General features: G+C 52.6%; 7 protein-coding genes. All 7 read left to right on the forward strand.

All coding sequences use genetic code 11. From position 1 onward, the window contains the following. Positions 1–255: IS66 family insertion sequence element accessory protein TnpB (gene tnpB / locus ACO0LE_RS20035; protein ID WP_422962089.1), on the forward strand; the 255-nt coding region annotated here is incomplete at its 5' end. 177 nt (positions 256–432) lie between these two features. Next, positions 433–765, forward strand: coding sequence for a hypothetical protein (locus ACO0LE_RS20040; RefSeq protein ID WP_422962091.1), 333 nt, complete (start codon positions 433–435; stop codon positions 763–765). Between the two features lie 3 nt (positions 766–768). Next, positions 769–1,167, forward strand: a complete 399-nt coding sequence (locus tag ACO0LE_RS20045; protein ID WP_422962092.1) for an IS66 family transposase — start codon at positions 769–771, stop codon at positions 1,165–1,167. Positions 1,168–1,194: 27 nt separating this feature from the next. Then, positions 1,195–1,656, forward strand: a complete 462-nt coding sequence (locus tag ACO0LE_RS20050) for an IS66 family transposase (protein WP_422962093.1) — start codon at positions 1,195–1,197, stop codon at positions 1,654–1,656. Then, positions 1,643–1,798 (forward strand): transposase domain-containing protein, encoded by a 156-nt coding sequence (locus ACO0LE_RS20055; RefSeq protein WP_422962094.1) that lies wholly within the window; start codon positions 1,643–1,645, stop codon positions 1,796–1,798. The genes ACO0LE_RS20050 and ACO0LE_RS20055 overlap by 14 nt, the downstream gene beginning before the upstream one ends. Positions 1,799–2,096: 298 nt before the next feature. Then, complete coding sequence (locus ACO0LE_RS20060; protein WP_422962095.1) at positions 2,097–2,477, forward strand: hypothetical protein; 381 nt, start codon at positions 2,097–2,099, stop codon at positions 2,475–2,477. A gap of 3 nt (positions 2,478–2,480) precedes the next feature. Next, positions 2,481–3,311 carry a hypothetical protein gene (locus ACO0LE_RS20065; protein WP_422962096.1) on the forward strand — a complete coding sequence of 277 codons (831 nt, stop codon included), beginning with the start codon at positions 2,481–2,483 and terminating at the stop codon, positions 3,309–3,311. Positions 3,312–3,765 lie beyond the last annotated feature (454 nt).

Here is a 3,765-nt window from a genome sequence, read left to right on the forward strand (position 1 = left end):
TGGAACAAGCACCCATCGAAGTGCGTATCGACCTTGGCGGCGGAATGTTTCTCACCATCACGAGACACGGATGTTCTTCCTCGAAGGTCAGGTGCGCGCCTTCCTGTAAGGCCAGCCAACGAGAATGCGCCGTTCGGCGGCCTCTATGCGCTGGCCCGGCACACTATGCAGCAAGATCCCATATCCGGTCACGTATTCGCCTTCATCAATCGCCGCGCCAATCAAATCAAGGTGCTGTACTTCGACCGCACCTGATTATGGGTCGGGTCCAAGCGGCTCGAATTTGGCCGATTACTCAGCAACTGGAACAACGTTTCGACGCACGAACTGGACTGGACCAACTTAAAATTCCTGTTCGAAGGAATTGAGCTGAAGCGCACCCTAACTTACTGTAAAAATACCAGCAATCACATAGCTAAAACGACTGAATAAATGGATCAATTCCGGTATAACACAGACATACAAAATACCCCACTTTCTAATGCTAAAACAAGTCCAGAAGCGACGACGTTGACACCATTGGAAATGACGGGACTACTCAACGTCAAAGAACTTGAAATCGTCAACTGGCGCCGGTTTGCCGCCATCCCAGACCAAACGCCGCCAGGGAAGAAGACGCTGGTTGGCAGTCACCTGTGCGAGGCCAAGCAAAAAAACCTGGACGGCAACGACGAATTGGCCCTGCTCTTTGACGACAAGAAGGTGCCGGTGCAGGTCATTGCTGCTCCCAACCCAGAAATCAATGGCCGAGACCAGGCTGACTAGGAAGTGATCGGTGAGAAAGCAAGTCACCGTCTGGCGCAACGCCCTGGCAGCTACGTCATTCTCAAATACGTGCGCCCGGCCATAAAACGCTTGGATACCCAGACCATTTCATGTCCACCTGCACCGGTTGGCGTGGTTGACGGCAGTCGTGCCGATGTCAGCTTCATCACCGGCATGATCGTCGACAAGTTCGCCTCCCCCCAGCCACTGTACTTTCAGCACTCCAAACTGACTGACGATGGCATCAAGGTCAGCCGTGGGTGGATCACCAAACTGATGCCCCGCGCAGTGACCTTGTTCGAACCCATCTTTGAGATCCAGCTCAATTCCATTTGCAGTTCTCGTATGAAATCGATGGATGAGACCCGATCAAAGCCGGCCCCTCCGTTAAAGGGAAGCTGAAAGCGGCGTATATCTGGTCTGTCTACGGTGAACAAGACGACATCTGTTTTGTTGTATTATCCGAGCCGGGCGGCAAAGCATGTCTATGAGGCGCAAGACATGGAGCCAGATGCCGCCGAACAGGCACTCAATTGGATAGGAGCGCTTTATCACGTCGAGACGCAGATCCGAAAGCAAGGTTTCAGTGGACAATGCAAGCTGGCGTTGAGCCAAAAACAAGTGAAGCCGATCGCAGTCGAATTCTTTGCCTGGATCGAAAAACAATTTGATGCACGGGGATTCTTACCCAGCAGCCCCGTCCTCGGTGCACTCGCGTATATTCGGGAGCGGCGCGCTGGTCTGGAAGTTTACCTTGACGATGCCGAAGTATCCATTGACACTAACCACAATGAACGGGCATTGAGGGTGATACCGATGGATAGAATTAGGGGCAAAACACATCGGTATTGTGAAAAGCTTGCACGTGACCTGCCGCATGCACGACATTAACCCCTATGATTACTTCGTGGATGTATTGCAGCGCGTGGTACAGCATCCAGCGTCAAAGGTGCCCGAGTTGACGCCGAAACTATGGAAGCAGTTGTTTGCGGCTAAACCGTTGCGGTCCGATTTGTACGTACGAACTGCTTAACGCGATATGCTCCTGTTAATTGCGTCCACCCGTAGAGCCAGTGTACCGGGACCAATAATCAAATCCATGCGTACGACTAATGCACGAGTCAATGTACGACGTACTGTAAAAACATTGAATCTCAGAGGAGAAAAAACAGTTATACGCAGGTTGATGGACGTGCGACAGAAGTTGATATTTAGCGAATCATTACATTGCAACTACTATCGTGACTATGACCCCAGTACGCCACTTTGGCCCCAATACACTTTCAGCCGATTGGTTTAAATTCAAAACGCAAACTTCCGACTCAGCATTTATGAAACTAAAGATCGAACCTCTGTGGACCGGATTGACCACCTTTGTTGCATGCCTCTATACATGGTGGAGCATGGAGCACATTTACACGGACATGAGCAGCGGCAACGGTGCTGGCGTCATGGTCTTTTACATCTTCTCCCTGCTTATTTTTGGGGTGATCTGGGCCATGATCATGTTATTGGTACTCGTGGTTTTGATCCTGTCTGCAAACGTCCTTTACAGGGCCTTCGTGATTGCTGCCAGCACGGTCACGTTCTTCATTCTGCACGGCGTCTTGGGGCCCATTGCCTTGCTGATCTGTGCTGCGTTTTCTTGCTACATATACATTGATGCGAGCAGAAAGTGGGAAGACGAGGAAGAACTGAAACGGTTTGAGTGAACCATGGCTGAAAAGAAAACTCCGCCCGAGGGCTTTCTCAGGCAGTTCAAGCATCCGCTGTGGAAGGCGGCAAAGCTCGACAATCTCCGAGCGGTATCCATTGTCGAAGGCAGACGTGACACGTTCGCTTTTACGGTTCTGGAGCTTGAACATTGCGGGACCGGCTTGCTTACCGATGAATCGAGCCGGGAAGTGTCGACGGTCTTCATCATTTATCTCAACAAAGCATCGTCTCTTTGGGCGCTTACGCACACACCGCCCGATGCCAAGGTATGGGTGGATGACAGCCATGTGTACCTCTCCCGCCTTGGGCGCAGAACACCGGTCAAAGACTGGTCACACCTGCTTGAACAAGCAATAGCAGTCGCCGAGACGCTGGTGGAGAGGCCGCCCGATGATATCAAAGGTGGAGCCGCTCACACCACGCCTCGGGTTAGTCAGGGCATGGATATCAAAACGGTCGCATTCTGGTTTGCTATCACAGGAATCGCGCCCACTTTAGAGTGGGCGATGGGTATCAACGTTGTCGCCTCTGTCTTGCAAGAAGGCTACTACGGCTACTGCCCTTCAGGGAGTCAAACCGCGGTATTGCGGGTGGGAGCAGATGCCTGGCTATTTGGACTGGCACTGTGTTTACCTTTATTGGGTCACGTAGCTGGCATAGCCACACGGGTACACTACTACGGTAGGCCCGGCTTCGGGTGGCGCATGGCCATTGTCGGAGCGGCGACTCTTGTGCTGGCAATTGCCGGTATTGTTATTGCGTTCAAGCACACGGAGGAAGTGGGTCATTTGAAGGACGGCACTACCGTTCCATGCTATCGCGTTAGCTGAGATCGGGCGAACGGTGCATGCGCCCCGAGCACTCCGACCACTTTAAACCCGCCGGGCCCGCCAGTAACCGATTGGTACCAAAACCCCACGGCGCGCAGGAAATAGTTAAATCAACCGATTGATTTAACTAAGTTATCATCGCGTCCATGACCAACGCCGCTCCCCTCCGTCTTGGCGCTAATGCAAAACTGGATAGCGATAAGGGGCGCTTTAGGATGTTGAATTCTCTTTCGCTCACTACAGTATGAGTGGCTGACCGTTCACGACCTGATATGGGATCTTGCTGCATAGTGTGCCGGGCCAGCGCATAGAGGCCGCCGAACGGCGCATTCTCGTTGGCTGGCCGTACAGGAAGACGCGCACCTGACCTTTGAGGAAGAACATCCGTGTCTCGTGATGGTGAGCAACATTCCGCCGCCAAGGTCGATACGCACTTCGATGGGCGCTTGTTCCG

Source organism: Undibacterium sp. Xuan67W (genome assembly GCF_049340165.1).
GTDB lineage: Bacteria > Pseudomonadota > Gammaproteobacteria > Burkholderiales > Burkholderiaceae_D > Undibacterium.

Coding starts and splice junctions, on each gene's coding strand:
- ACO0LE_RS20060 (WP_422962095.1), top strand. CDS start 2,097: ATGAAACTAAAGATCGAACCTCTGTGGACCGGATTGACCACCTTTGTT.
- ACO0LE_RS20055 (WP_422962094.1), top strand. CDS start 1,643: ATGCACGACATTAACCCCTATGATTACTTCGTGGATGTATTGCAGCGC.
- ACO0LE_RS20040 (WP_422962091.1), top strand. CDS start 433: ATGGATCAATTCCGGTATAACACAGACATACAAAATACCCCACTTTCT.
- ACO0LE_RS20065 (WP_422962096.1), top strand. CDS start 2,481: ATGGCTGAAAAGAAAACTCCGCCCGAGGGCTTTCTCAGGCAGTTCAAG.